Source organism: Pseudomonas sp. IT-P395 (genome assembly GCF_949767675.1).
Lineage (GTDB): Bacteria > Pseudomonadota > Gammaproteobacteria > Pseudomonadales > Pseudomonadaceae > Aquipseudomonas.
In genome coordinates this window covers 198,299-220,940 of the sequence record NZ_CATKPW010000002.1, presented here as the reverse complement: position 1 = coordinate 220,940, position 22,642 = coordinate 198,299, and the positions used below count along the sequence as shown (strand labels likewise).

The following is a 22,642-nucleotide window of genomic DNA, read 5'->3' as shown; positions in this document are numbered from 1 at the left end:
CGGGTCATGGAGAAAACTATGAAACACAAGCTGTTGTCAGGCGTGCTTCTGGCGGTCGTGGCGACCGTGGTGGTGCCCAATGTCTGGGCTGCACAACCGCAGGCGTTGGCTTCCGATGGATCGGATCACGTCGGGGCCGGAGCGGTGGCTTCTGATGGTGCCGATCATGTCGGTGCAGGTGCGGTGGCTTCCGACGGCGCCGACCATGTCGGTGCAGGCGCGGTAGCTTCCGACGGTGCTGATCATGTCGGTGCAGGCGCCGTGGCTTCTGATGGTGCTGATCATGTCGGCGCGGGTGCGGTCGCTTCTGATGGCGCCGACCATGTTGGCGCGGGTGCGGTCGCCTCTGATGGCGCCGATCATGTCGGTGCAGGCGCAGTCGCTTCAGATGGTGCCGATCATGTCGGTGCAGGCGCCGTGGCTTCTGATGGTGCTGATCATGTCGGCGCGGGTGCGGTCGCTTCTGATGGTGCCGATCATGTCGGCGCGGGCGCAGTCGCTTCTGATGGTGCCGATCATGTCGGGGCAGGCGCAGTCGCTTCTGATGGTGCCGATCATGTCGGGGCAGGCGCAGTCGCTTCTGATGGTGCCGATCATGTCGGTGCAGGCGCATTGGCGGCAGATGGCGCCGATCGCACAGGCATCAACCGGTTTGCCTATTCTCGTGTCGGCGTTGGTTCTGATCGCGTCGCCTCCGCACTGATGACCGGCAGTTATTCCGACCAGTTCAACAGTCCCCAGTAATCCTCCTTCGGCGCAACAGGCGGTTTTAGCGAGCTGCCTGTTGAGCGCCGCACTAGCACATTTGTGCTAATCGACCGGCCTGTCCGCTGGCGTTATATTCCCCCGCAACCCCCGATGTTCCTCAACGTTGCCTGTTCGCAGCGTGCGGGATCGTTGTGCCTGGAAATCAGAACAACACCAAGGAAGAAACACCATGAAACTCCCTGCAAACCTCACCAAAATCGCCGTATTCGGTGCCGTGCTGCTCAGCGTGGCCGGCTGCCAGACCGTGAAACCGACTGAAGCGAGCATGAAGGAACGCGCTCAGACGGTGATCGGTAAACCGGTGTCGAAAATCGACAACATCCGCAACGACAGCACCCTCACCTACTACACCGCGTACACCCCGGCCGGGGAATACAACTGTGAATTGCCCAGCGGCGTAATCATCGCCGTGGCCAGCATGGGCATGATGTCGCCGCCGCTGTCGTGCCTGCCGAAAGGCGCCTCGCCAATCCCGCTGCAATAACTTCTCCGCCCGGTAAAGGACTCCGTTTGCTCATGAAAATCTTGATCGCGACACTCACCCTCAGCGCCCTGTTCCTCACTGGCTGCGCCACGCCAAAACAATGGGAAGCCACTGGCGGCAGCAAAAACGATGGCATCGTCCAGGTCTCCTATGAACTGGGCCAATTCGAAAGCGGCCAGACCAGCGCCGAACAAGGCCTGACCGTCGCCGCACAACGCTGCAAGACCTGGGGCTACAAGAACGCCGAAGTGACCGGCTCGGAGAAAAACATCTGCCGCACCATGGGCCAATACAACTGCCTGCAAACCACCATCACCCAGGATTACCTGTGCAAACGCTAGACGCTTGACCCTGTAGGAGCTGTCGAGTGCAACGAGGCTGCGATCTTTTGATCTTGCTCTTCTCATCAGCATCAAAAGATCGCAGCGTGCCGCAGCTCCTACAGCCCCATGGACACCTACAAGGCATTTTCGGTGGGTTCGGGCTGGCGATCGCGCAGGGCTCGCAAGGTCGCGCGCAGTTCGGCCGGGCGTACCGGTTTGGACAGGATGGCGATGTCGCGGTCGTGCAGGGCTGCCTGGATTTTCTCGACGTCATGCCCGGTGATGATCATCGCCGGTACCGCCCAACCGCGCTGCCTGCGCACATCATCGATACATTCGATGCCGGTGGCATGGGTGCCGAGGTCATAGTCGGCGACGATGATGTCGCAGTCGGTGACCAGATCCTGAGCCGTCAACTCGGCCTGAACCACACAGCCCCAGCGCTCCAGCAACGCTGAAGTCGCCAGCAGCACATTGCGGTCATCTTCCACCAGGCACACCTTCAGCCCGGTCAGCAAACCGACTTGGCGCGCCTCATTCCGATTAATCGTTAACGGCGCTGGCGCGGCGATCGGCAACCCGTACAAAGTCACCGCCGTTCCGCGCCCAAGCCGCGAACGCAGAGTAACGCCGACACCAATCAACTCACCCAGACGCTTGACGATCGACAGCCCCAAGCCCACGCCTTCGACGTCTTTGTCGCGCACTTGCCGTACCCGATAAAACTCCTCGAACACCTTGGCCTGATGCTCCTCGGCGATACCGTTGCCACGGTCATAAACCACGATTGACAGCCCTGCCCCGTGCCGACGCACACCGATCAATACCGGCCGATGCGCACCGTATTTGAAGCAGTTGGACAGTACGTTCTGCACCATGGTCGCGAGCAACGCCGGATCCGTGCGCACCCAATATTCACAGGGGCGCACATGCAATTCGACCCCGGCCCAACGCGCGGCTTCAGCGTTCTGGCGAATCAGATCCGCGAGCCATTCCCCTAAATTGAGGGTTTGCAGTTTGGGCAGAACCCGGCCGTTATCAAGGGTGTACAGATCGAGAATCGAGCGGAACAGTTGCGAAACGTTGAGCAACGAACGGTCGATATTGTCGACCAAGCGCCGTTCCTCCTCGCCCAGTCTCGACTCACGCAGACAGGCAGTAAACAGACCGATGGAATGAATCGGCTGACGCAAATCATGACTGGCCTGGGCGAGAAACCGCGACTTTTCCAGATTCGCCGCCACCGCCTCTTCGGAGGCCTTGCGCGTGCGTTCCAGCAACAAGTGCGCATAGAACGGAATCACCGTGCTGGTGAGCATCAGCATCAACACCATGAACGGTTGCGCCTGCCACACCGGCGTCAGGCGATAAACACACAGCAATGCCAGCAGCGCCAGCGCCGTGGCAATCGCCAGATAGCGCGAGCCATAGCGCATGCCATTGCCGAGGTTGACCCAGATGATCACCGCGTACAGCGGCAACGCCATCTCGCCGCCCACCACCAGACCAAAGCAGGTGCCGGTGTAATCATGGATCATGGCGAAAATCCGTCGCGCCGGGTAATGCCCTGGCCAGCGCGCAATCGCCTGACGCAGGGCGATCGAGGCCAACAAAAACACAATGATGTAGGTAATGATCGGCAGGTATGTATCGAAGCGCTGGCCTGGCAAAAAACCCAGTATCAGCATGTAAACCACGGCAATACTGGCAATGATAATGCGCAGGTTGGCCTGATCGAGTTCGGTGTTTTTCTCGAACTTCATGGTTAAACGTCCTTGTGCGGCAATCGTCAGTTTCCGAATCAGCCTACAGGCAACCTTCGCGCCCGGTGCTAAGGTGCAAGCCTTGAGTAACGCCTGACCCAGGGAGGGTCATGCCATGACCTGCCGAATTATCATAGCCGACGATCACCCGCTGTTTCGCGAGGCGATGCTGCGCACGGTGCAGCGGTTGCTGCCCGAAGCCGTTATCGAAGAAGCGGGCGATCTCGACGCCGTACTGGCGCTGCTGCCTTTGGGCGAGCCGGACACATTGATTCTCGACTTGCGCTTCCCCGGGCTCACGTGTGTGAGCCAGCTCGCCGAACTGCGTCGACGCTTGCCGCGTACCACGCTGATTGTGGTGTCGATGGTCGATGATGAGTCGCTGATCAGCGAAGTCATGACCGCTGGCATTGACGGTTTTATCGGCAAAAACATTGCCCCCGATGAAATCGGTCAGGCGATTCTGGCGATTCGTGAAGGTGAGGTGCTGGTGAAGTTTGCGCCGTCCGGCTTGCTGCCGCTGGAAACCGGCGCCGCCCTTACGCCTCGTCAGCAAGACGTCCTGCGCTTGATCGCGCAAGGCAAGACCAACAAGGAAATCGCCCGTGAACTGGATATTTCCCCGTTCACGGTGCGGATTCATGTGTCTTCTTTATTACGCACACTGAACGTGCCCTCACGGGCGGCTGCCGTGAAATACGCCGGAACTCTGTAGGAGCTGCCGAAGGCTGCGATCATTTGACTTTGTTTTTTAAAAGACAAGATCAAAAGATCGCAGCCTTCGGCAGCTCCTACACGAGGCGGTGCGTTATGGATCGACTTGCGCCATCAGCTCCGGCACCGATTCCGGCCGTTTCGCATAACGCTGAGCGAGCACCGCGCAGACCATCAATTGAATCTGATGAAACAGCATCAACGGCAGGATCAACACGCCAATCGTGCTGCCGGCAAACAACACCTGCGCCATCGGCACGCCAGTGGCCAGGCTCTTTTTCGAGCCGCAGAACAAAATGGTGATGCGATCTTCCTGGCTAAAACCGAACGCCTTGCCGAGCAGCGTCGACGCCAGCAAGACCAGCGCCAGCAGGATGCAGCAAACCACCACCAGCCCGAGCAGTTCGACTAGCGGGATCTGATGCCAGATGCCTTCGTTGACCGCTTCACTGAATGCGCCGTAGACCACCAACAGAATCGAACCCTGATCAACGAACTTCAGCCAGTTCTTGTTGCGCCCCACCCACGCGCCGATCCAGCGACGGGCGATCTGTCCGGCAATGAATGGCAGCAACAACTGCACGCTGATTTTCAGAATTGCATCCAGCGTAGAACCGCCATCACCGTGGACGTCGAGCAGCAGTGTTACCAGCAACGGCGTGAGGAAAATCCCGAACAGGCTCGATGCCGCAGCGCTGCAGATCGCCGCCGGAATATTACCGCGCGCCAGCGAAGTGAAGGCGATCGCCGATTGCACCGTTGCCGGCAGTGCGCACAGGTAAAGCATGCCCATGTACAGCTTGTCGCCGATCAGTGGAGACAACAGCGGTTTCAGCGCCAGCCCGAGAATCGGGAACAGCACAAAGGTCAGGCCAAATATCAGCAAGTGCAGGCGCCAGTGACCGGCACCGGCGATGATCGATTCGCGGGACAGTTTGGCGCCGTGCAGGAAAAACAGCAGCGCGATGGCGATGTTGGTCAGCCAGCCGAAGCCGACGGCGACCTGGCCGCTGGCCGGCAGGAAACTGGCCAGCAGTACGACGCCGATCAGCGTCAGGGTGAAGTTGTCGGGCAAAAAGCGTGGGCGAGTCATGGTCGGTTCATCCGGGGGTTGCCAGGGCGTGCCGACGACTCTAACGTGACTGCGAATTACCGACTAACGCCGAAGGGCCACAAGATGCCGCCTAAAGGACATGACAAAAGCGTTCGGCGCAGCATTCCCGGGCTGCCCAGCCTGCCGCGTCCACTGTACGGGCGCACCGAATCGCTGCCCAATCGCGCCCTGACCCGGCGCCACAGTCACCCGTGGGTGCAGTTGTCCTATGCGATTCAGGGCGTGCTGGAAATCCAGACCAGCGCCGGCCGCTTTGTCGCCCCGCCCGAACGCGCGGTGTGGATCCCGGCGGGCGTACCGCATCGGGTGTTCAGCTCGCCGCACACGGAAATGCGCAGCCTGTACATCGATTGCAGCGTCGCCGGGTGGGCGCTCGAGCGCTGTCATGTACTCGGCGTCAGCGATCTGCTCAGGGAGCTGATCCGCGCGTTCAGTCAGGTTCCGGTGGAGTACGACCAGAGCGGCCCGCATGGACGTCTGGCGCAAGTGATCCTCGATCAACTGGCCGAAGCGCCGCAGATCGACCTGATGCTGCCGCTGCCGCAAGACGCGCGCTTGAAGCAGATCTACCAGAGCCTTGAACAACACCCGGAACAACAGACCACGCTGAGCCACTGGAGCGAGAAGTTCGGCGTCACCGAGAAGACCCTCACCCGCCTGTTTCTGCGCGACACCGGCCTGACCTTCCGCGCCTGGCGCCAGCGCTTGCGCCTGCTCGGCGCGCTGACACCGCTGGAGAAAGGTGAACGCGTCACCGACGTCGCGCTGGCCTGCGGTTACGACTCGACATCGGCGTTTATCGCGGCGTTTCGTCAGCAGTTCGGTGAAACGCCGGGGGAGTTCTTTCGTTGATCAGCGATCCGCCAGCTCTTCCAGTAAATCCGCCGACGGCACGAAATACAGGCTACCGGTGACCGCCGTGCTGAAATCCAGCAACTTGTCGTAATTACCCGGCGGCTTGCCGACGAACATGTTTTCCAGCATCTGCTCCATCGGTTCCGGCGAGCGCGCGTAACCGATGAAGAACGTGCCGAACTCCCCTGCTCCAGGACGGCCGAACGGCATGTTGTCCCGGAGGATTTTCACTTCCTCGCCGGCTGCATTGGTGATGGTGGTCAGCGCACTGTGCGAGTTGCTCGGTTTGACCGCGTCGTCCAGTTCGATATCGGACAGTTTCGTGCGACCGATGACGCGCTCCTGCGCTTCAACGCTCAGGCCGTTCCACGCGGTCATGTTGTGCAGGTACTTTTGCACCAGCACATAACTGCCACCGCTAAAGCCCGGATCTTCGTCACCGACGATGGTGAAATTGACCGCTTTGCGTCCGACCGGGTTTTCCGTGCCGTCGACAAAACCGATGATGCTGCGCATGTCGAAATAGCGGAAACCTTGCACTTCGTCGACCACCGTCACCGCATCGCCGAGAACCGCCATGATTTGCGTGGCCAGTTCAAAACACAGATCCATTTGATCGGCGCGAATGTGCAGCAGCAGATCGCCCGGGGTTGCCGGCGCGTGCCGCCCTTCCCCGCCAAATTCGCGAAAACCGTGCAGCGATGCCGGGCGTGGATTACCGAAAAGTCGATCCCAGGCGTTCGAGGAAAAGCCGCAGATACAGGTCAGATTGCCTGTCGGTACGCGCTTGCCCACCGAACGCACTAGCCCGGCGACATCGCCGCACCAGTCTTTGACGGTTTGCGCGGCTTCAGCCCCGTCGTTGAGCGTCGCAACGATGAAAATCGCGCTGCTGGTGATCGGACTGCACACCGCTTGAGGTTCGAGAATGTCGGTATTCATCGCTGAAAACATTGCTCCGTAAAAAGTGCCCGAGCTGTTAACGAGGGCGGATAGTTCGTTTTTAACGAACTGTTGCGCAGAAATAAACGATTTTTCTTTGCCGCAAACTGGTCGCTAGCATGGCCTCGTCTGACCCCAATCCAAGAATAGACAGGGAGCGTGACATGCCAGCCACCAACATCAATATCGGCGAACCATGGATGTGGGGCGCCTTCATCGTCTTCGTACTTGCCATGCTGGCATTGGACCTGTTTGTCTTCGGTGGGCGCAAGGCGCATCGGGTCTCAGTGCGCGAAGCCTTGTCCTGGGTCATCGCCTGGTGCCTGCTGGCACTGAGTTTCGCCGCCCTGCTCTGGTGGTATCTGCACGGCGCGTTCGGCGCCGAGATTGCCCGGGAAAAAACCCTCGAATTCCTCACCGGTTATCTGATCGAGCAATCGCTGTCGATCGACAACATGTTCGTCTTCGTGATGATTTTCAGCTACTTCGCCGTGCCGCCGGAGCTGCAACGGCGGGTGCTGCTGTACGGCGTGCTCGGCGCGATCGTGATGCGCGCGGTGATGATTTTTGCCGGGGTGTGGCTGGTGTCGCAGTTCGAATGGCTGCTGTATGCGTTCGGCGTGTTCCTGATCTTCACCGGGATCAAGATGCTGGTGTTTGCCGACCACCAGCCGGACCTGGACAAGAATCCGCTGCTGCGCTGGGTGCGCGGGCATATGCGCATCACCAGTGGTTTTCACGGCGAACGGTTTTTCATCCTGCAGAACGGCGTGCGCTGGGCCACGCCGATGTTTCTGGTGCTGGTGCTGATCGAGGCCAGTGACTTGATGTTCGCGGTCGACAGCATCCCGGCGATTTTCGCCGTGACGACTGATCCGTTCATTGTGTTCACTTCGAATATCTTCGCGATCATGGGCCTGCGCGCGCTGTACTTCCTGCTGGCGGACATGGCGGACCGCTTTCACTTGCTCAAGTACGGGCTGGCGATTGTGCTGGTGTTTATCGGCGGCAAGATGGTGTTGATGCCGTGGTTGCACATGCCGGTGGAATGGTCGCTGGCGGTGGTGGGTGGGGTGATCCTGAGTTCGGTTCTGCTGAGTCTGGTGATGACTAGAGAATCCGAACGCAGCACGGAATGACACACCACAAAACCTTGCAGGAGTGAGCCTGCTCGCGATAGCGGTCTGTCAAACGACGCGATGTTGACTGATCTGGCGCTATCGCGAGCAGGCTCACTCCTACAGGGGGAGCGGTGTTACTTATCGGACTTGATGTTGGTCCACACGCGGGTGCGTACACGCTCAAGTTTTTGCGGCAACGGCTGCACGACGTAGAGGTTTTTCAGCGCTTCCGGGGTCGGTGTCAGGTTCGGGTTGTCAGTGATTTCCTTGTTGATCAGCGGCATCGAATCCTTGTTCGCATTCGGGTAGCCGAGGAAGTCGCTGATCGGCGCAATCACTTTCGGGTCGAGCAAGGTGTTGAGGAATTCATGCGCCTCGGCGACGTTCTTCGCGCTCTTCGGAATGGCGAAGGTGTCGAACCAGATCGGCGCGCCTTCCTTCGGCAAGCGCCAGTCGACCACCACGCCGTTTTTCGCCTCTTTGGCGCGATTGCCGAACTGGTAGAAGCTGCCGGAATAACCGATGGCCACGCAAATATCGCCGTTGGCGATGTCAGTCATGTATTTGGCCGAGTTGAAGTAAGTCACGTACGGGCGAACCTTGAGCATCAGCTCCTTGGCTTTTTCATAGTCGGCGGGGTTCTGGCTGTTCGGGTCGAGGCCCAGATAATGCAGGGCCAGCGGCAGGATTTCCGTCGGCGAATCAAGCATCGCCACGCCGCAGGATTTGAGCTTTTCCATGTTCTCCGGCTTGAACACCAGATCCCAACTGTCCACCGGCGCGTTGTCGCCCAGTGCCGCTTTGACTTTGGCCGGGTTGAAGCCGATCAGCACGGTGCCGACCATGTAAGGCACGCCGTACTGATTGCCCGGATCGTTCTTGCCCAGCAGTTTCAACAGTTCCGGATCCTGATGACTCCAGTTCGGCAGTTTCGATTTATCCAGTTTCTGAAACACGCCTGCCTTGATCTGCGTTTCAAGGAACTGATTCGACGGCACCACCAGGTCGTAGCCGGAGTTGCCGGTCAGCAGTTTGGCTTCGAGGGATTCGTTGGTGTCGAAGGTGTCCCAAGTCACTTTGATGCCGCTTTTTGCGGCGAAATCCTTGGGCACGGACGGCAGGATGTAATCCGCCCAGTTGTACACGCGCAGTTCGCGTTGCTCAGCCTGGACGGCGCCGGCCAACAGCGACAGCCCACACACAGTGGCACCCAGAATGCGTTTCATCGTGACCATGGTTGTTCCCCAAAAGGCAGCGTGAGTTCGATGGTTTTTATGTTCTGTACACGGCAGCGGCTGTAAAGGTAGCCAAGGGTAAAAAGGGTCGAGCGTCTCGTTGTGGTTTTGATTCTTGCTGACAGCGTAGCTGGAGCACAGTGGGGGATGGGCCAAAAGGGGATCGATGTGGCCAATTTGATTGACCGCCGGGATGCGTAAACAACAATGCCCGGCGAAGGGCCGGGCATTGTGCTGAAGCAGATCAGGTCAGTCGGTGTAACCCAACCTGGCCGCCCTGCTCTGCTGAGTCTGGCCGCGTGTCGCCAGGCAGTAATACAACGGAACGGTCACCACCAGGCCGACCAGCCAGGACAAGTCCGCGCCCTCAACCAGATTGGCGTACGGTCCGACGTACAGCGAGGTGTTGGCGAACGGCAACTGCACGAGGATGCCGATAAAGTACGCAATGATCGCGTGCAGATTGAAGCGCCCGTAAATCCCGCCATCGGCGCGGAAGATCGAGGTAATGTCGTAGCAGCCGCGCTTGATCAGATAGAAGTCGATCAGGTTGATCGACGCCCACGGCACCAGCACCAGCAGCAGCGCCAGAATCAAACCGATGAACTCGGAAATGAAATCCGCCGACGCGCCCAGCGCAACCACGCAGCAACCCGCGAGCACCACGCTCGACAACACGACGCGCACCTTGATGCTCGGCGTCCATTGGCTGGCGAAAGTCTGGATCGAGGTGATGATCGACAGCACAGCGCCATACAGATTCAGCGCGTTGTGGCTGATGATATTGAGCAGAAACAGCACCATCAGAATCGGCCCGAGCCAACCCGTCGACTGCTTGACCGCGACCATCGCTTCAGTGCCTTCCGGGGTCGCCAGCACGGCCACCGCGCCGAAGCTGAACGACAGAATCGTGCCCAGCGTCGCGCCCAGATAAGTCGCCCAGAACGGTTTGGCAATGCCAATATCCGCCGGCAAGTAACGCGAATAGTCGGACACATACGGCGAGAAACTGATCTGCCAGATGATCCCCAGCGACACCGTCGCCAGACACCCCGACAGGTTAAAACTGCCGCGAGTGAGAAAGTCCGCCGGTAAGTCATGGGCGAAGATATAGATGAAACCGGCGAGCAACGCGCTGCCCATCACCCAGGTGCCAATGCGGTTCAGCGTGTGAATGAAGTTGTAGCCGATCACCCCGATCGCCGTGGCCGCCAGTGCGCCGATCAGAATGCTCAGCGGCGCCGGCACCGACGGCGCAATGCCGACGATGGATTTGCCGGCGAGCACGATGTTGGAAATAAAGAAACCGATGTAGATCAGCGCGGCGAAGAACACGATCAACAGCGCGCCATAACGGCCGAACTGGCCGCGACTCTGGACCATCTGCGGAATGCCCATGCGCGGGCCTTGCGCCGACGCCAGCGCAATCACCACGCCGCCAATCATGTGTCCCAGCGCAATCGCCAGCAGCCCCCAAAGCAAATCGAGGTGGAACACCTGAACCACCATGGCGCCGGTGACGATGGGCAGTGGCGCAATGTTGGTGCTGAACCAAAGGGTGAATAGGTCGCGGGCCTTCCCGTGGCGTTCCGCGAGTGGGACGTAGTCGACCGTATGGTTCTCGATCAACGGATCTTGCCGGGACATCTGGGACATATGCATGAACTCGAGTTTGTCTGTTCTTATCGTTGTATGAAGCCAAACCGGGAGGACTCTATGGTCGCCCCTCAGATGCTGACCATATTATGGTATTCCAAACAATTCACAAGACTGATCCGCAGTTTGCGGCGCTATCTGATATGCCATGCTCGCTGAATCCTTGGTCTGCAGACCAGCCGAAAGCCCCATAAATGCTGAGTTTCCGACGAACGCGGCACGTTTATCGGTTCAGCTTAAAAGCCCTTGCAAAGATTGAATACTGGTATACCATCAGACCAACAAACACATAAAAACAGCAGCACCACACCCGAGGACCGACCAATGATCGATGCCGCCATCTACAAACAAGTCATGGGCTCGTTCCCGTCCGGCGTAACCGTTATTACCACCCTGGACGATGACGGTCAGATTGTCGGCCTGACTGCCAGTGCGTTCAGCTCGCTGTCGATGGACCCGGCGCTGGTGCTGTTCTGCCCCAACTACAGCTCTGATTCCTACCCGGTACTGATCAAGAACAAGCGTTTTGCCATCCACGTTCTGTCCGGCGGCCAGCAAAGCGAAGCCTACGCCTTTGCCCGCAAAGGCAAGGACAAGGCCCAAGGCATCGAATGGACCTTGAGCGAACTGGGCAACCCGATCCTCGCCAACGCGACGGCTATCATCGAATGTGAACTGTGGCGCGAATACGAAGGCGGCGACCACGCCATCATGGTCGGCGCGGTGAAGAATCTGATCGTCCCCGAGCAAATTAGCGGGCCGCTGGTGTACTGCCACGGCAAGATGGGCGCCCTGCCCGTCCTGGCCTGATCGTCAGCCCCGCACAATTCAACTGTAGGAGTGAGCCTGCTCGCGATAGCGATTTATCCGATGTCGATATGTTTTCTGACACACCGCCATCGCGAGCAGGCTCACTCCTACAAGTTTTGTAGCCTCAACAACAAAAAATCCGAGGAAGCGTCATGAAATTTTCCCTGTTCATCCACATGGAACGCTGGGACGAAAGCGTCAGCCACCGCCAACTGTTCGAAGACCTCACCGAACTGACCCTGATGGCCGAGGCCGGCGGTTTCAGCACCGTGTGGATCGGCGAACACCACGCGATGGAATACACCATCTCGCCAAGCCCGATGCCACTGCTCGCCTACCTCGCCGCCAAGACCACCACCATCCACCTCGGCGCCGGCACCATCATCGCGCCGTTCTGGCACCCGCTGCGGGTAGCCGGTGAATGCGCGTTGCTCGACGTGATCAGCAACGGTCGCATGGAAGTCGGCCTGGCCCGTGGCGCCTATCAGGTTGAATTTGATCGTATGGCCGGCGGCATGCCTGCCTCCAGCGGCGGCCAGGCATTGCGCGAAATGGTCCCGGTGGTCCGCGCCTTGTGGCAAGGCGACTACGCCCACGACGGTGACATCTGGAAATTCCCCACCTCGACCAGCGTACCGAAGCCGATCCAGAAGCCGAATCCGCCGATGTGGATCGCCGCCCGCGACCCGGATTCGCACAACTTCGCCGTGGCCAACGGCTGCAACGTGATGGTCACGCCGCTGATGAAGGGCGACGAAGAGGTCCTCGACCTGAAGAACAAGTTCCAGACCGCACTGGACAACAATCCAGACGTGCCGCGTCCGCAACTGATGGTGCTGCGCCACACCCACGTGCACACCGCTGATAATCCGGACGGCTGGAAAGTCGGCGCGAAAGCGATCTCGCGTTTCTACCGCACCTTCGATGCGTGGTTCGGCAACAAGCAAACCCCGGTCAATGGCTTCCTCGCGCCAAGCCCGGAAGAGAAGTTTGCCGGGCGTCCGGAATTTGAGCTGGAGAGCCTGCACAAGACGGCGATGATTGGTACGCCCGAAGAGATCATTCCGCGGATCAAGTACTACCAGGAACTGGGCGTGGATGAGTTCAGTTTCTGGTGTGACAACAGCTTGCCGCATGAAGAGAAGAAGAAATCGCTGGAGCTGTTTATCAAGCATGTGGTGCCGGCGTTTCGCTAAGTAACCTGGCATCGGAAAGACTTGAAACACGTCATCTGTGGCGAGGGGGCAAGCTCCCTCGCCACACTGAATCAGTGTTCTACGCCAAGCCGCGTCGCCACATCTGCGGGGCCAAGCGTTCGGCCATCGGCAGACTGCAATTCCAGCTTGCGAATGGGCTGGCGGTCCCTTGCATCGACCATCACCGAACCTGGCTCACCCGGCCCATACATGAACTCTCCCCCCCACTGCGATAGCGCAACGATCACGGTCTGCAAGGCTTTGCCGCGCTCTGTCAGCACGTATTCCTTATAGGCACCGCCATCAGCAGCCGGCGCGGTTTGCAGGATGCCCTGCTCCACCAGCCCCTTTAAGCGCGCACTGAGCATGTTTTTCGCGATATCCAGACTCTTCTGAAAATCATTGAAACGGCGAATTCCGTCCAGCGCATCGCGGATGATCAGTAGTGACCACCAGTCGCCGATCAGGTCCAGCGTGCGGGCAACGGGGCAAGCGTTGCCCTGCAAACTTTTGCGTTTCACTTAGACGTACTCCCTCGTATCAGTGGCCGACCGTGCGGCTTTGGGTTGCATCATACAACTCTGGAGCGGCTCCATGGCCGAACCGGCGCAAAACCAGCACCTGCATACAAGTAGCCGGCGCGCTTTGAGCTGATAGTGAATGCCGCCATTTCGGCACTGAACCCCGAAGCAGGAGTTTCCATGAGCACCTTCACCACGCAAGACGGTACCGAGATTTACTACAAGGATTGGGGCAGCGGCAAACCCGTACTGTTCAGCCACGGCTGGCCGCTGGATGCCGACATGTGGGAATACCAGATGGAATACCTGAGCAGCCGTGGCTTTCGCACCATTGCGTTCGATCGCCGTGGTTTCGGCCGTTCCGATCAGCCGTGGACCGGTTATGACTACGACACCTTCGCCGATGACATCGCGCAATTGATCAATCATCTGGACCTGCGCGACGTGACCCTGGTCGGCTTCTCCATGGGCGGCGGCGACGTCAGCCGCTACATCGCCCGGCATGGCAGTGAGCGGGTTGCCGGTCTGGTGTTGTTGGGCGCGGTGACGCCACTGTTCGGCAAGAAAGCCGACTTTCCACAGGGCGTCGACACCTCGGTGTTCGATGGCATCAAGGCCGGCCTGCTGCAGGATCGCGCGCAGTTCATCGCCGATTTCGCTGCGCCGTTCTATGGCACCAACCAAGGCCAGAAAGTCTCTGCCGGCGTGCTCACGCAAACCCTGAATGTCGCCCTGCTGGCGTCGCTCAAAGGCACGGTGGATTGCGTTACCGCATTCTCGGAAACCGACTTCCGCCCGGACATGGCGAAAATCGATGTGCCGACGCTGGTGATCCATGGCGACGGCGATCAGATCGTGCCGTTCGAAACCACCGGCAAACAGGCTGCCGCACAAATCAAAGGCGCCGAGTTGAAGGTCTACGCAGGGGCGCCACATGGCTTTGCGGTGACCCATGCGCAGGCGTTGAATGAGGATTTGCTAGCGTTTCTCAAACGCTGAATATTCGCCATTAAAAAAGTCCGTCGGCATCGGCTTGACGGACTTTTTTGTTACCCTCGTCAAATGACCCCTTCCGACCTCAACGCAATGGACGAAGACATCTCTGTGCAAGCCGCCGATTGGTGCATGCGTCTGCACGATGACGATTGTCTGCCGGCTGTCCGCCAGGATTTCCAGCGCTGGATAGAGGTCGACCCGCGCCACGCTTTCGAGTACGCCAAAATGCTCGAGATCTGGGATCTCAGCGGTCAATTGCCGGATGAACCCGAGACGGCGAAAAAACTCCTCACCGCTCATGGGGTAGCGCCTGAGCGCAAGCGTGAAATCTAGCCGCCAGGTTTTGCCCTTCCCTTCCCGCGGCCAGAGCTGCAGCCCGCATTGTTAAAGGCTTTCGCCGCTCTGCATCAGAATTTTATCTTCACATCCCAGCTTAATAATATTTTACCGATATCCCCCCTCTCCCTAGTCTGACCTCAAGCCAAACGGACAAGCCAACAGCGGCCCGAATCCCACTGCCTTGCTAGGAAGGATGTAGAGATGACCCCTGAAATAATAAAAACAGACACGCTGATCGTGGGTGCCGGCCAAGCGGGCGTGGCCATGAGCGAGCACCTGAGCAAACTCGGTGTGCCGCACCTGGTGCTGGAGCGCAATCGCATTGCCGAACGCTGGCGCACCGGGCGCTGGGACTCGCTGGTTGCCAACGGCCCGGCGTGGCACGACCGCTTCCCTGGCCTGGAATTCGATGACGTCGATCCCGACGGATTTGCCCCGAAAGAACGTGTGGCGGATTACTTCGAAGCCTATGCGAAGAAATTCAATGCGCCGATCCGCACCGGCGTTGAGGTGAAAAGCGTGGTGCGCAATGTCGGTCGCCCGGGTTTCACCGTCGAGACATCCGAAGGTGTGATCGAAGCCAACCGCGTGGTCGCCGCGACTGGCCCGTTCCAGAAACCGGTGATCCCGGCGATTGCTCCGCAAGACCAACGTCTGTTGCAGATCCATTCCGCTGATTATCGCAACCCGCAGCAACTGCCGGCAGGCGCAGTGCTGGTAGTCGGCGCTGGTTCTTCCGGGGTGCAGATCGCCGATGAACTGCAACGTTCCGGCAAGCAGGTTTACCTGTCGGTCGGCGCCCATGACCGCCCGCCTCGCGCTTATCGCAACCGGGATTTCTGCTGGTGGCTGGGCGTGCTCGGCGAATGGGATCAGGCGGCGATGAAACCGGGGCGCGAGCACGTGACCATCGCCGTCAGCGGCGCCCATGGCGGTCGCACCATCGATTTCCGTGGTCTGGCCCATCGCGGCATGACCCTGGTCGGCGTCACCGAATCATTCAATAACGGTGTGGTGACTTTCAAGCAGGATCTGCTCGGCAACCTCACTCGCGGCGACGAAAATTATCTGGCGTTGCTGGATGCCGCCGATGCCTACATCGAGCGCAACGGCCTCGACCTGCCGGAAGAACCGGAGGCGCGCGAAACCTATCCGGACCCTGAGTGCGTGAAGAATCCGCTGGCCGATCTGGATCTGGCCAAGGCTGGCGTCACCTCGATTATCTGGGCCACCGGGTTTGCCGTGGATTACTCCTGGCTGCAAGTGAAAGCATTCGATGACAAGGGCAAACCGGTGCATCAGCGCGGCGTGTCGAGCGAGCCGGGGGTGTATTTCCTCGGGCTGCCGTGGCAGTCACGCCGGGGGTCGTCGTTCATCTGGGGTGTGTGGCACGACGCCAAGCATGTTGCCGATCACATCGCCACCCAGCGCAAGTATCTGGACTACCGCGATGCCGAGCAGCGTGAAGCCGCACTGCATTCGAGCAGCCACAACAAAGCCGCCGATACCGTCGACGCTTGATTGCCTTTTTTCGCTCCGGCGCCGATTGCGCCGGGCCAACCTTCTTCAGGAGCCTTTCATGAGCCAGCCCACCCACACTCGCATCCGCATGTTCAACACCAAAGACACCTACCCCAACCAGACGCTGGACAACGATCTGTGCCAAGCCGTGCGCGCCGGCAACACCGTGTATGTGCGCGGTCAGGTCGGCACGGATTTCGACGGCAATCTGGTCGGTCTCGGCGACCCGCGCGCGCAGGCTGAACAAGCGATGCGCAACGTCAAGCAACTGCTGGAAGAAGCCGGCAGCGACATGAGCCACATCGTCAAAACCACCACTTACTTGATCGACCCGCGTTATCGCGAGGCGGTGTATGGCGAAGTCGGCAAATGGCTCAAGGGTGTATTCCCGATTTCCACCGGGTTGGTGGTGTCGGCACTGGGGCAGCCGCAGTGGCTGATGGAGATTGATGTGATTGCGGTGATTCCTGAGTAAGGCATCACACGGCGTTATGGCCATCGCTGGCAAGCCAGCTCCCACAGGTATCGGGTTGATCACAACATCTGGGCTTAACTCAAAACCCTGTGGGAGGAGCTGGCTTGCCAGCGATGAGGCCCTCAAGGACAACATCTTCCTAGAAAGGAATAAGCAGATGACCTTTTCAATCACAGCCCGCTGCGCCGAAACCGGCCAGTTCGGTGTCGCCATCAGCTCCTCCAGCATCGCCGTCGGCGCCCGCTGTCCGTGGCTGCTGCCGGGGGTCGGCGCGGTGTCGAGCCAGAACATCACCCTGCCGTCCCTCGGCCCGGAAGTCCTTGCGCTGATGGAGCAAGGTTTGACGCCGGACGATGCGCTGGACAAAGTCCTCACCCGCAACGGCTACAGCCAGTACCGCCAGATCACCGCGATCAACCACCTTGGCCAGACCGCGCATTTCAGCGGTGCGCAAACCCTCGGCGTGCACAACGCCGTGACCGGCGAACAGTGCGTCGCCGCCGGCAACATGCTCGCCGGGCGTTCGGTCATCGAAGCGATGGTCAGCGCCTTCGAGGATGGCGAAGGTCAACTGGCTGATCGCCTGCTCAAAGCCCTGCACGCCGCACAAGCGCTCGGCGGTGAAGCCGGCCCGGTGCATTCGGCCGCCGTTGTGGTGGTCGGCGAGCAGACCTGGCCGATCGTCAACCTGCGCGTGGATTGGGCCGATGAAGACCCGATCGGCCAGCTGCAAAAACTCTGGAACGCTTACGAGCCGCAGCTTCAGGACTACATCGACCGCGCCCTCGATCCGGCCAAGGCACCGGGTTATGGCGTGGCCGGGGATGATCGATGAACAGTGTCGAGTTGCTCAAGGCGCTGGTGGCGTTCGACACCACCAGCCGAGAATCCAACTTGCAGCTGATCGAATTCGTCCGCGATTACCTCGAAGGTTTCGACGTCCCGTGTGCGCTGATTTACAACGACGAGCGCAGCAAAGCCAACCTGTTCGCCACGATCGGCCCGGTGGATCAACCGGGCATCGTGCTGTCCGGGCACACCGATGTGGTGCCGGTCGATGGCCAGCCGTGGACGCTGCCGCCGTTCGAACTGACCGAACGCGACGGCAAGGTGTTTGGGCGCGGTACCGCAGACATGAAGGGTTATATCGCCTGCGTGCTGGCCTTGGTGCCGTTGCTGGTTAAAACGCCGCTGCGCCTGCCGGTGCACATTGCCCTGTCTTACGACGAAGAGGTTGGCTGCCTCGGCGTGCGCTCGTTGCTCAAGGTCTTGCAGCAACGCCCGATCAAGCCATTGCTGTGCATCATCGGCGAACCGACCGAACTGAAACCGGTGCTTGGCCACAAAGGCAAACTGGCAATGCGCTGCGATGTGCACGGCCATCCGTGCCATTCGGCGTACGCGCCGCTCGGCGTCAATGCGATTGAATACGCCGCCGAACTGATCGCTGAGCTGGGTCGTCTCGGTCAGCAACTGAAAGCGCCGGAGCATCACGATGCGCGCTTCGACCCGCCCTACAGCACGGTGCAAACCGGGGTGATCAGCGGCGGCAAGGCCTTGAACATCGTGCCCGCCGATTGCCGTTTCGATTTCGAAATCCGCGCCCTGCCCTCGCAGGATCCGGCGCTCGTTGCCGAAGCGCTGCAAACCTATGCTGAACGCGAAGTGCTGCCGCGTATGCGCGCGGTCAGTGCGCAGAGTGATATCCGCTTCAGCGCCTTGTCGGCGTATCCGGGATTGGCCACCGATGCACAAAGTCAGGCCGCCGAGCTGATTTCAGTGTTCTGCGGTTCAAAGGATTTCGGCACTGTAGCGTTTGGTACCGAAGGCGGACTGTTTGATGCCGTAGGGATTCCCACGGTGGTCTGCGGCCCCGGCAGCATGGATCAGGGCCACAAACCCGACGAGTTTGTCAGCCTCGAACAGTTGCAGGCGTGCGATGCCATGCTGCAACGGATGTTGTCTTTCATCAGCCTCTGACCAGCGGCTCGACGGCACTCACGAGTGCAGTCGGGCCAACTCTTCGCGGCAATGATCGACAAACAACTGCACCGGTTTGGTCAGTTGCACCCGCCGCAACCAGGCCGCCGACAAGCCCGACCCGGTGACGTTTTCCGCCAGCGGCACACAGACGACTTGCTGGCCGTCGTAGGTGTAGTCGCTGAACGGTTTGGTCACCAGAATCGAGAAGCCGAAACCGTTGCCGACCATGCCGCGCACCATCTCGATCGATGGCGAGCTGAAGACGATGTTCGGCGTCAGCCCGCGCTCTTCGAAGATGCTCACGAAATAGGTGCGGCTCGGCACCACGTCGAGCAGAATCATCGGTTCCAGCACCAGATCATGCAGCGAGACTTTCGCCTGTTGCGCAAAGCGATGGCTGGCCGGCAGCAACGCATAAGGCTGCTGCGGCGGCATCAGCGGCGTGGTTTCAATGGTGCTGTCCAGATCGTGCTCGAACATCATCGCGACGTCGATGCTGCCAGCGGTCAGAGCCTGCACCAGCTCTTGTTGCTCGCCATCACGAATGCGGATTTCCACGCCCGGCCAGCGCGCCTTGAACCCGGCGATCAGGCGCGGCAGGTACAGCGGCGCGACGGTTTCGAAACAGCCGATATCGATCTGCCCCGCGACCACATCATTGTCGGCCAGGGCGTTCTGCTCAAACTCATGGGCCACCCGCAGCAACTCCAGCGCCTTGCGATAGAACCGCGAACCGCTGGGCGTCAGAGAGACCCCTTGGGCGTGATGGCGAATGAACAACTGCACGCCGAAACTTTCTTCCAGATGCTTGATGGCCGTGGAGACCGAGGGTTGCGCGATGTAGAGCTTGCGCGAGGCTTCGGCGACGCTGCCGCAATCAGCCGTGGTGACGAAATATTTGAGCTGGCGCAGGTTGTAGGCGGCCATGTGAGTCTCCCAAAGAGCGCGGGTGTTCGCCCTGTTTCCCTGGCGCACGATCAAGCTTGAACATACCGGACGCCGGCGCCAGCCGAAGCATATTTTTTTTAAGGTCTGAAGCAACAAACTTACTAATTTATCTATGCCGATGCTTTGCACATGATCACTTCAACAAGAAATGCGCCGCCCGTGCCGGCGCTTGCCGAAGTACGTCCACGTACTCATCCTTGCCTTGGAGTTCGTCATGGCTACCCCTGCAGCATCCTCCGCTCCGCTGATTGAAAAACACACGATAGGCTACGTGCCCCCCGAAGATCGCCACGGAAAGGTCAGGGATCTGTTCACGCTCTGGTTCGGCGGCAACATCGCACCGTTGCCCATCGTTACCGGTGCACTGGGCGTGCAGTTGTTTCACTTGAATCTGCTCTGGGGCATCGTCGCGATTCTCGTCGGCCATCTGGTCGGCGGCGTGCTGATGGCGCTGCACTCGGCGCAAGGCCCGCAGATGGGCATCCCGCAGATGATCCAGAGCCGCGCGCAGTTCGGCTCCCTCGGCGCATTGCTGGTGGTGTTGATTGCCGGCGTCATGTACATCGGCTTTTTCGCCTCCAACATCGTGCTGGCCGGCAAGTCGTTACACGGCGTAGTCGACAGCGTTCCGGTGCCGGTCGGCATCGTCATTGGCGCAGTCGGTTCGGGGATCATCGGCATCATCGGGTACCGTTTTATCCACGTGCTCAATCGCATCGGCACCTGGGTGCTGGGGATCGGCATCGTCGTCGGTTTCGGCTACATCTTCACCCACATTCAAACTGACGACTTCCTCACCCGGGGCAGCTTCAACCTCTCCGGTTGGCTCGCCACTGTGTCGCTGGCCGCGTTGTGGCAGATCGCGTTTGCCCCTTACGTGTCCGACTATTCGCGTTACTTGCCGGCGGACGTAAAAGTCTCGTCGACATTCTGGACCACCTATCTGGGTTCAGCGCTGGGTTCGAGTCTGGCGTTCATCTTCGGTGCCGTCGCCGTGCTGGCAACCCCGGTGGGCATGGACACCATGGACGCGGTCAAACTCGCCACCGGTTCCATCGGCCCGCTGATGCTGGTGCTGTTCCTGCTCAGCGTGATCAGCCACAACGCCCTCAACCTGTACGGCGCGGTGCTGTCACTGATTACCTTGGTGCAGACCTTCGCCTACCGCTGGATCCCCACCGCCAAGAGCCGCGCAGTGATCTCGATTATCGTGCTGCTGGCCTGCTGCTTTGCCGCTGTCGGTGCATCGAAAGATTTCATCGGCCACTTCGTCGACATGGTGCTGGTGTTGCTGGTAGTGCTGGTGCCGTGGACGGCGATCAACCTGATCGACTTCTACGCCATCCACAAAGGCCAGTACGACATCCAGTCGATCTTCCAGGTCGACGGCGGCATCTACGGGCGCTACAACCCGCAGGCGTTGCTGGCTTACGCGATCGGCATCGCCGTGCAAATTCCGTTCATGAACACGCCGCTGTACGTCGGCCCGGTGTCGGCGCACATCAACGGTGCGGATCTGTCCTGGCTGGTGGGACTGCTGGTGACCTCGCCGCTGTATTTCTGGCTGGCCAACCGCGACACCTCTTATCGTCGGCGAATGATGGGCGGGAAACTGGCGAGCAGTCTGTGAGATTGATGCGCTGAAAAAGAAGGCCCGCACTGTGCGGGCCTTCTCCGTTACGCTGTGGTATTTCTGTAGGTCTGACGACAATTGGGTAAGGGACATCCAATGCTGCGAATACTCGGTAAAGCCTCATCGATCAACGTGCGCAAAGTGCTGTGGACTTGCGCTGAATTGCACATTCCTTTCGAGCGCGAAGACTGGGGGTCGGGCTTCAAATCGACCAACGATTCGGCGTTTCTCGCGCTCAATCCCTGCGCCATGGTGCCGGTGATTCAGGACGGTGATTTCACGCTGTGGGAATCGAACACGATCATTCGTTATCTGGCCGCACGGTATGACGGTTCGCACCTCTATCCAACTGACGCGCAAACCCGGGCGCGGATCGATCAGTGGATCGACTGGCAGGCGTCGGAGCTGAATCGCTCGTGGTCGTACGCCTTCATGTCGCTGGTGCGCCAGTCGCCCGATTATCAGGACAATGCCGCGCTGGCGAACGGCATTGAGCAATGGTCGAAGACCATGGCCATCCTCGACCGGCAACTGGAAAAGACCGGCGCCTACGTCAGCGGCGAACAGTTTTCCCTGGCGGACATTCCCATCGGACTGTCGGTGAACCGCTGGTTCGAAACCCCACTGGTTCACCCGGATTTTGCCGCGGTGAAAGCCTATTACGAGCGCTTGAGCCTGCGTCCCGGCTACGTGCTGCACGGTCGCAACGGCACGCCGTGATCGAGGTTATTTGCTTTTGAACGCCTCACGCCGCGCCTGCCGTTCGGCGGCGTAGGCGGCTTGTGGCTGGCTGATCAGATCCTCCCGACGCAACGGTTCGCCGCAGTGCTCGCACAGCGGCCCGAGGCCGGCGTTGTGGTTGCAGCTTTTGTGGGTCATGTTCACCGCCAGCCCCTCTTCCGGTGTTTTGCACCAGGTTTCTCCCCACGCCCGCAACGCAATGATCACCGGATAGAACGCCTCGCCCTTCGCGGTGAGGTGGTACTCGTAGCGTTTCGGTCGCTCGTTGTACAAGCGGCGCTCGACCAGCCCATCCGCTTCCAGACATTTCAGACGCGCGGCGACCATTTGCGGCGTACCGCCGGTCTGCGCCTGAATCTCGTCATAGCGATGATTGGCCATGAACAACTCGCGCAAAACCAGCACCGTCCAGCGGTCGCCGACGATCGTTTCGGCCCGGGAAATCGGGCACAGCGTGTCGGGAAGACTATCGTTTACTGCCATTAGGGCTTGCCTCTTTTACAG

Annotated in this window: 25 protein-coding genes; 16 read left to right on the top strand and 9 right to left on the bottom strand. The window is 59.7% G+C overall.

Annotated features, from left to right (window positions below; all coding sequences use genetic code 11):
* Positions 1–36: 36 nt before the first annotated feature.
* Complete coding sequence (locus ACM6IN_RS02250; RefSeq protein WP_414915328.1) at positions 37–246, bottom strand: hypothetical protein; 210 nt, start codon at positions 244–246, stop codon at positions 37–39.
* Here ACM6IN_RS02250 and ACM6IN_RS02245 point away from each other — a divergent pair.
* The 3 genes from ACM6IN_RS02245 (at position 245) to yecR (ending at position 1,593) form a co-directional block, all read left to right on the top strand.
* The gene (locus ACM6IN_RS02245) at positions 245–703 is read left to right on the top strand and encodes a hypothetical protein (protein WP_414915327.1); all 459 of its coding nucleotides are present in this window, start codon (positions 245–247) and stop codon (positions 701–703) included. The two genes, ACM6IN_RS02250 and ACM6IN_RS02245, sit on opposite strands and share 2 nt — an antisense overlap.
* Before the next feature lie 234 nt (positions 704–937).
* Entirely contained in the window at positions 938–1,252 is a 315-nt protein-coding gene (locus ACM6IN_RS02240) for a hypothetical protein (RefSeq protein WP_414915326.1), read from the top strand.
* Positions 1,253–1,284: 32 nt separating this feature from the next.
* Complete coding sequence (gene yecR, locus ACM6IN_RS02235) at positions 1,285–1,593, top strand: YecR family lipoprotein (RefSeq protein ID WP_123374976.1); 309 nt, start codon at positions 1,285–1,287, stop codon at positions 1,591–1,593.
* 116 nt (positions 1,594–1,709) lie between these two features.
* Here yecR and ACM6IN_RS02230 read toward each other — a convergent pair whose 3' ends face one another.
* The gene (locus ACM6IN_RS02230) at positions 1,710–3,338 is read right to left on the bottom strand and encodes a hybrid sensor histidine kinase/response regulator (RefSeq protein ID WP_095111478.1); all 1,629 of its coding nucleotides are present in this window, start codon (positions 3,336–3,338) and stop codon (positions 1,710–1,712) included.
* Between the two features lie 115 nt (positions 3,339–3,453).
* Here ACM6IN_RS02230 and ACM6IN_RS02225 point away from each other — a divergent pair, with 115 nt between their 5' ends.
* A complete protein-coding gene (locus ACM6IN_RS02225) occupies positions 3,454–4,053 on the top strand; it encodes a response regulator transcription factor (RefSeq protein WP_007910868.1) in 600 nt (199 codons plus the stop codon).
* 93 nt (positions 4,054–4,146) lie between these two features.
* Here ACM6IN_RS02225 and ACM6IN_RS02220 read toward each other — a convergent pair whose 3' ends face one another.
* Positions 4,147–5,145, bottom strand: a complete 999-nt coding sequence (locus ACM6IN_RS02220; RefSeq protein WP_414915325.1) for a bile acid:sodium symporter family protein — start codon at positions 5,143–5,145, stop codon at positions 4,147–4,149.
* A gap of 84 nt (positions 5,146–5,229) precedes the next feature.
* Between ACM6IN_RS02220 and ACM6IN_RS02215 the strand changes: the two genes are divergently transcribed.
* A complete protein-coding gene (locus tag ACM6IN_RS02215; protein ID WP_095111479.1) occupies positions 5,230–6,018 on the top strand; it encodes an AraC family transcriptional regulator in 789 nt (262 codons plus the stop codon).
* Here the strand turns inward: ACM6IN_RS02215 and ACM6IN_RS02210 are convergent, their stop codons facing one another.
* Positions 6,019–6,963: a Dyp-type peroxidase gene (locus ACM6IN_RS02210; RefSeq protein ID WP_007910862.1), complete on the bottom strand. Its 945-nt coding sequence runs from the start codon at positions 6,961–6,963 to the stop codon at positions 6,019–6,021.
* Positions 6,964–7,127: 164 nt separating this feature from the next.
* Here ACM6IN_RS02210 and ACM6IN_RS02205 point away from each other — a divergent pair, with 164 nt between their 5' ends.
* Positions 7,128–8,102: a TerC family protein gene (locus ACM6IN_RS02205; RefSeq protein WP_123374974.1), complete on the top strand. Its 975-nt coding sequence runs from the start codon at positions 7,128–7,130 to the stop codon at positions 8,100–8,102.
* A gap of 116 nt (positions 8,103–8,218) precedes the next feature.
* On the opposite strand, the gene ACM6IN_RS02200 is transcribed toward ACM6IN_RS02205, so the two are convergent.
* Both ACM6IN_RS02200 and ACM6IN_RS02195 read right to left on the bottom strand, forming a co-directional pair.
* Entirely contained in the window at positions 8,219–9,319 is a 1,101-nt protein-coding gene (locus ACM6IN_RS02200) for a polyamine ABC transporter substrate-binding protein (RefSeq protein WP_007910859.1), read from the bottom strand.
* Positions 9,320–9,568: 249 nt separating this feature from the next.
* Positions 9,569–10,975, bottom strand: coding sequence for a purine-cytosine permease family protein (locus ACM6IN_RS02195; protein ID WP_414915324.1), 1,407 nt, complete (start codon positions 10,973–10,975; stop codon positions 9,569–9,571).
* 324 nt (positions 10,976–11,299) lie between these two features.
* Here ACM6IN_RS02195 and ACM6IN_RS02190 point away from each other — a divergent pair, with 324 nt between their 5' ends.
* Positions 11,300–11,785: a flavin reductase family protein gene (locus ACM6IN_RS02190; protein WP_007910854.1), complete on the top strand. Its 486-nt coding sequence runs from the start codon at positions 11,300–11,302 to the stop codon at positions 11,783–11,785.
* Between the two features lie 152 nt (positions 11,786–11,937).
* Positions 11,938–12,981 (top strand): LLM class flavin-dependent oxidoreductase, encoded by a 1,044-nt coding sequence (locus tag ACM6IN_RS02185; RefSeq protein WP_007910852.1) that lies wholly within the window; start codon positions 11,938–11,940, stop codon positions 12,979–12,981.
* Between the two features lie 71 nt (positions 12,982–13,052).
* Here the strand turns inward: ACM6IN_RS02185 and ACM6IN_RS02180 are convergent, their stop codons facing one another.
* Positions 13,053–13,502 carry a winged helix-turn-helix transcriptional regulator gene (locus tag ACM6IN_RS02180; protein ID WP_095111481.1) on the bottom strand — a complete coding sequence of 150 codons (450 nt, stop codon included), beginning with the start codon at positions 13,500–13,502 and terminating at the stop codon, positions 13,053–13,055.
* A gap of 180 nt (positions 13,503–13,682) precedes the next feature.
* Here ACM6IN_RS02180 and ACM6IN_RS02175 point away from each other — a divergent pair, with 180 nt between their 5' ends.
* The 6 genes from ACM6IN_RS02175 to argE all read left to right on the top strand — a co-directional run bounded on the left by ACM6IN_RS02175 (position 13,683) and on the right by argE (position 18,813).
* On the top strand, positions 13,683–14,501 hold the full coding sequence (locus tag ACM6IN_RS02175) for an alpha/beta fold hydrolase (protein ID WP_095111482.1): 819 nt from the start codon (positions 13,683–13,685) through the stop codon (positions 14,499–14,501).
* Between the two features lie 63 nt (positions 14,502–14,564).
* Positions 14,565–14,831 carry a FecR/PupR family sigma factor regulator gene (locus ACM6IN_RS02170; RefSeq protein ID WP_414915323.1) on the top strand — a complete coding sequence of 89 codons (267 nt, stop codon included), beginning with the start codon at positions 14,565–14,567 and terminating at the stop codon, positions 14,829–14,831.
* Positions 14,832–15,038: 207 nt separating this feature from the next.
* Positions 15,039–16,358 (top strand): flavin-containing monooxygenase, encoded by a 1,320-nt coding sequence (locus ACM6IN_RS02165; RefSeq protein ID WP_007910845.1) that lies wholly within the window; start codon positions 15,039–15,041, stop codon positions 16,356–16,358.
* A gap of 58 nt (positions 16,359–16,416) precedes the next feature.
* On the top strand, positions 16,417–16,833 hold the full coding sequence (locus ACM6IN_RS02160; protein WP_007910844.1) for a RidA family protein: 417 nt from the start codon (positions 16,417–16,419) through the stop codon (positions 16,831–16,833).
* A gap of 157 nt (positions 16,834–16,990) precedes the next feature.
* The gene (locus ACM6IN_RS02155) at positions 16,991–17,668 is read left to right on the top strand and encodes a DUF1028 domain-containing protein (protein ID WP_007910843.1); all 678 of its coding nucleotides are present in this window, start codon (positions 16,991–16,993) and stop codon (positions 17,666–17,668) included.
* Entirely contained in the window at positions 17,665–18,813 is a 1,149-nt protein-coding gene (gene argE, locus ACM6IN_RS02150; RefSeq protein ID WP_414915322.1) for an acetylornithine deacetylase, read from the top strand. Before ACM6IN_RS02155 ends, argE begins: the two co-directional genes overlap by 4 nt.
* Positions 18,814–18,831: 18 nt before the next feature.
* On the opposite strand, the gene ACM6IN_RS02145 is transcribed toward argE, so the two are convergent.
* On the bottom strand, positions 18,832–19,743 hold the full coding sequence (locus ACM6IN_RS02145; protein WP_414915321.1) for a LysR family transcriptional regulator: 912 nt from the start codon (positions 19,741–19,743) through the stop codon (positions 18,832–18,834).
* Between the two features lie 235 nt (positions 19,744–19,978).
* Here ACM6IN_RS02145 and ACM6IN_RS02140 point away from each other — a divergent pair, with 235 nt between their 5' ends.
* Both ACM6IN_RS02140 and ACM6IN_RS02135 read left to right on the top strand, forming a co-directional pair.
* The gene (locus tag ACM6IN_RS02140; RefSeq protein WP_007910838.1) at positions 19,979–21,394 is read left to right on the top strand and encodes a purine-cytosine permease family protein; all 1,416 of its coding nucleotides are present in this window, start codon (positions 19,979–19,981) and stop codon (positions 21,392–21,394) included.
* Between the two features lie 99 nt (positions 21,395–21,493).
* Positions 21,494–22,117: a glutathione S-transferase family protein gene (locus ACM6IN_RS02135; RefSeq protein WP_414915320.1), complete on the top strand. Its 624-nt coding sequence runs from the start codon at positions 21,494–21,496 to the stop codon at positions 22,115–22,117.
* Between the two features lie 6 nt (positions 22,118–22,123).
* Here ACM6IN_RS02135 and ACM6IN_RS02130 read toward each other — a convergent pair whose 3' ends face one another.
* Complete coding sequence (locus tag ACM6IN_RS02130) at positions 22,124–22,621, bottom strand: winged helix-turn-helix transcriptional regulator (protein ID WP_007910834.1); 498 nt, start codon at positions 22,619–22,621, stop codon at positions 22,124–22,126.
* Positions 22,622–22,642: the final 21 nt, after the last annotated feature.

Bases quoted from the DNA above. Each gene is read 5' to 3' on its own strand.
- ACM6IN_RS02220 (WP_414915325.1), bottom strand. From the start codon at position 5,145: ATGACTCGCCCACGCTTTTTGCCCGACAACTTCACCCTGACGCTGATC.
- ACM6IN_RS02175 (WP_095111482.1), top strand. From the start codon at position 13,683: ATGAGCACCTTCACCACGCAAGACGGTACCGAGATTTACTACAAGGAT.
- ACM6IN_RS02135 (WP_414915320.1), top strand. From the start codon at position 21,494: ATGCTGCGAATACTCGGTAAAGCCTCATCGATCAACGTGCGCAAAGTG.
- ACM6IN_RS02145 (WP_414915321.1), bottom strand. From the start codon at position 19,743: ATGGCCGCCTACAACCTGCGCCAGCTCAAATATTTCGTCACCACGGCT.
- ACM6IN_RS02130 (WP_007910834.1), bottom strand. From the start codon at position 22,621: ATGGCAGTAAACGATAGTCTTCCCGACACGCTGTGCCCGATTTCCCGG.
- argE (WP_414915322.1), top strand. From the start codon at position 17,665: ATGAACAGTGTCGAGTTGCTCAAGGCGCTGGTGGCGTTCGACACCACC.
- ACM6IN_RS02215 (WP_095111479.1), top strand. From the start codon at position 5,230: ATGCCGCCTAAAGGACATGACAAAAGCGTTCGGCGCAGCATTCCCGGG.
- ACM6IN_RS02160 (WP_007910844.1), top strand. From the start codon at position 16,417: ATGAGCCAGCCCACCCACACTCGCATCCGCATGTTCAACACCAAAGAC.
- ACM6IN_RS02190 (WP_007910854.1), top strand. From the start codon at position 11,300: ATGATCGATGCCGCCATCTACAAACAAGTCATGGGCTCGTTCCCGTCC.
- ACM6IN_RS02140 (WP_007910838.1), top strand. From the start codon at position 19,979: ATGGCTACCCCTGCAGCATCCTCCGCTCCGCTGATTGAAAAACACACG.
- ACM6IN_RS02165 (WP_007910845.1), top strand. From the start codon at position 15,039: ATGACCCCTGAAATAATAAAAACAGACACGCTGATCGTGGGTGCCGGC.
- ACM6IN_RS02205 (WP_123374974.1), top strand. From the start codon at position 7,128: ATGCCAGCCACCAACATCAATATCGGCGAACCATGGATGTGGGGCGCC.
- ACM6IN_RS02250 (WP_414915328.1), bottom strand. From the start codon at position 246: ATGATCAGCACCGTCGGAAGCTACCGCGCCTGCACCGACATGGTCGGC.
- ACM6IN_RS02200 (WP_007910859.1), bottom strand. From the start codon at position 9,319: ATGGTCACGATGAAACGCATTCTGGGTGCCACTGTGTGTGGGCTGTCG.
- ACM6IN_RS02230 (WP_095111478.1), bottom strand. From the start codon at position 3,338: ATGAAGTTCGAGAAAAACACCGAACTCGATCAGGCCAACCTGCGCATT.
- ACM6IN_RS02155 (WP_007910843.1), top strand. From the start codon at position 16,991: ATGACCTTTTCAATCACAGCCCGCTGCGCCGAAACCGGCCAGTTCGGT.
- ACM6IN_RS02245 (WP_414915327.1), top strand. From the start codon at position 245: ATGTCGGTGCAGGCGCCGTGGCTTCTGATGGTGCTGATCATGTCGGCG.
- ACM6IN_RS02225 (WP_007910868.1), top strand. From the start codon at position 3,454: ATGACCTGCCGAATTATCATAGCCGACGATCACCCGCTGTTTCGCGAG.
- ACM6IN_RS02185 (WP_007910852.1), top strand. From the start codon at position 11,938: ATGAAATTTTCCCTGTTCATCCACATGGAACGCTGGGACGAAAGCGTC.
- yecR (WP_123374976.1), top strand. From the start codon at position 1,285: ATGAAAATCTTGATCGCGACACTCACCCTCAGCGCCCTGTTCCTCACT.
- ACM6IN_RS02195 (WP_414915324.1), bottom strand. From the start codon at position 10,975: ATGTCCCAGATGTCCCGGCAAGATCCGTTGATCGAGAACCATACGGTC.
- ACM6IN_RS02240 (WP_414915326.1), top strand. From the start codon at position 938: ATGAAACTCCCTGCAAACCTCACCAAAATCGCCGTATTCGGTGCCGTG.
- ACM6IN_RS02210 (WP_007910862.1), bottom strand. From the start codon at position 6,963: ATGAATACCGACATTCTCGAACCTCAAGCGGTGTGCAGTCCGATCACC.
- ACM6IN_RS02170 (WP_414915323.1), top strand. From the start codon at position 14,565: ATGACCCCTTCCGACCTCAACGCAATGGACGAAGACATCTCTGTGCAA.